The organism is Anaerophaga thermohalophila str. Valhall (assembly GCF_000250735.1).
GTDB lineage: Bacteria > Bacteroidota > Bacteroidia > Bacteroidales > Marinilabiliaceae > Anaerophaga > Anaerophaga thermohalophila_A.
This window is the reverse complement of sequence record NZ_AHZV01000104.1, coordinates 1-899: the sequence shown is the minus strand read 5'-3', so window position 1 is coordinate 899 and position 899 is coordinate 1. Positions and strand designations below refer to the sequence as shown.

At 34.1% G+C, this 899-nt stretch carries 1 protein-coding gene; it reads left to right on the top strand.

Annotation, left to right across the window (positions count from 1 at the left end):
• Positions 1-157: 157 nt before the first annotated feature.
• Entirely contained in the window at positions 158-811 is a 654-nt protein-coding gene (locus tag OQ5_RS0105275; protein WP_016776483.1) for an Abi family protein, read from the top strand.
• Positions 812-899: the final 88 nt, after the last annotated feature.

Sequence of the window (899 nt, the reverse complement as noted above, 5' to 3'; positions counted from 1 at the left end):
CGTTGCCGCCCATAGTAAGGAAAAAATGAACACATAGAGAAAAATATTAATTTTGAAATAATTAACAGAAAGGTATAAAAACAAAAAACCCGGCTTCATCACCAGCATAAGGACTGGGAGAGGAATGACCGGGACGACAATACAAAGATAAGAATAAATGGATAGAAATGCAATTGAGCGGATTTTTTCAGAAGAAAGACTTGAACCATACGTGAAACACCATAATGGTAATTTTGAAAATGCCGTTGAACACTACAAATCAAACATTAAGATTTCTGAGGCCTTCTATCCTCTTCTTTCAATATTGGAAATCGGATTGAGAAATAATATCCACAATCAATTAGAGAGAAGATTCAATGATAAAAACTGGTTTGAAAATCCAGAATTCATAAAAATAGTAACACGTTTTCAGATTGATAAAATCACCGAAGCCAGAAACGCAATATTAAGAGAGAAAAAAGAAATATCAACCGGAAAAATAATATCCGAACTTTCATTTGGGTTCTGGACTTCCCTCTTGGATTCAAAATTTGAATATTCGCTCTGGAAAAATATCAGGTTTGCTTTCCCAAACTGTCCGAAAAAAATTAGAAAACGGAAAACAATGAGCAAAAAGTTCAATGGAATACGAAAGCTAAGAAACAGAATATTTCATCACGAACCAATTTCTTGGAATTTGCCAGCATTGATAAATTACGAAAATGAAATGATTGAAGGAATAAATTGGCTTGATAAAGATTTAATTTCTTGGAGCCATGATTTGATACATACAAAAGAAACAATTATGAATAGTAAAACCCTGATTCAATAGAAACTACGGGCGGCAACAAAGCTATTATACGCCAGTCGTGGCATCCACAGCATATTGAGGGTATTGTATTACCCTCCCCCATGCGTTC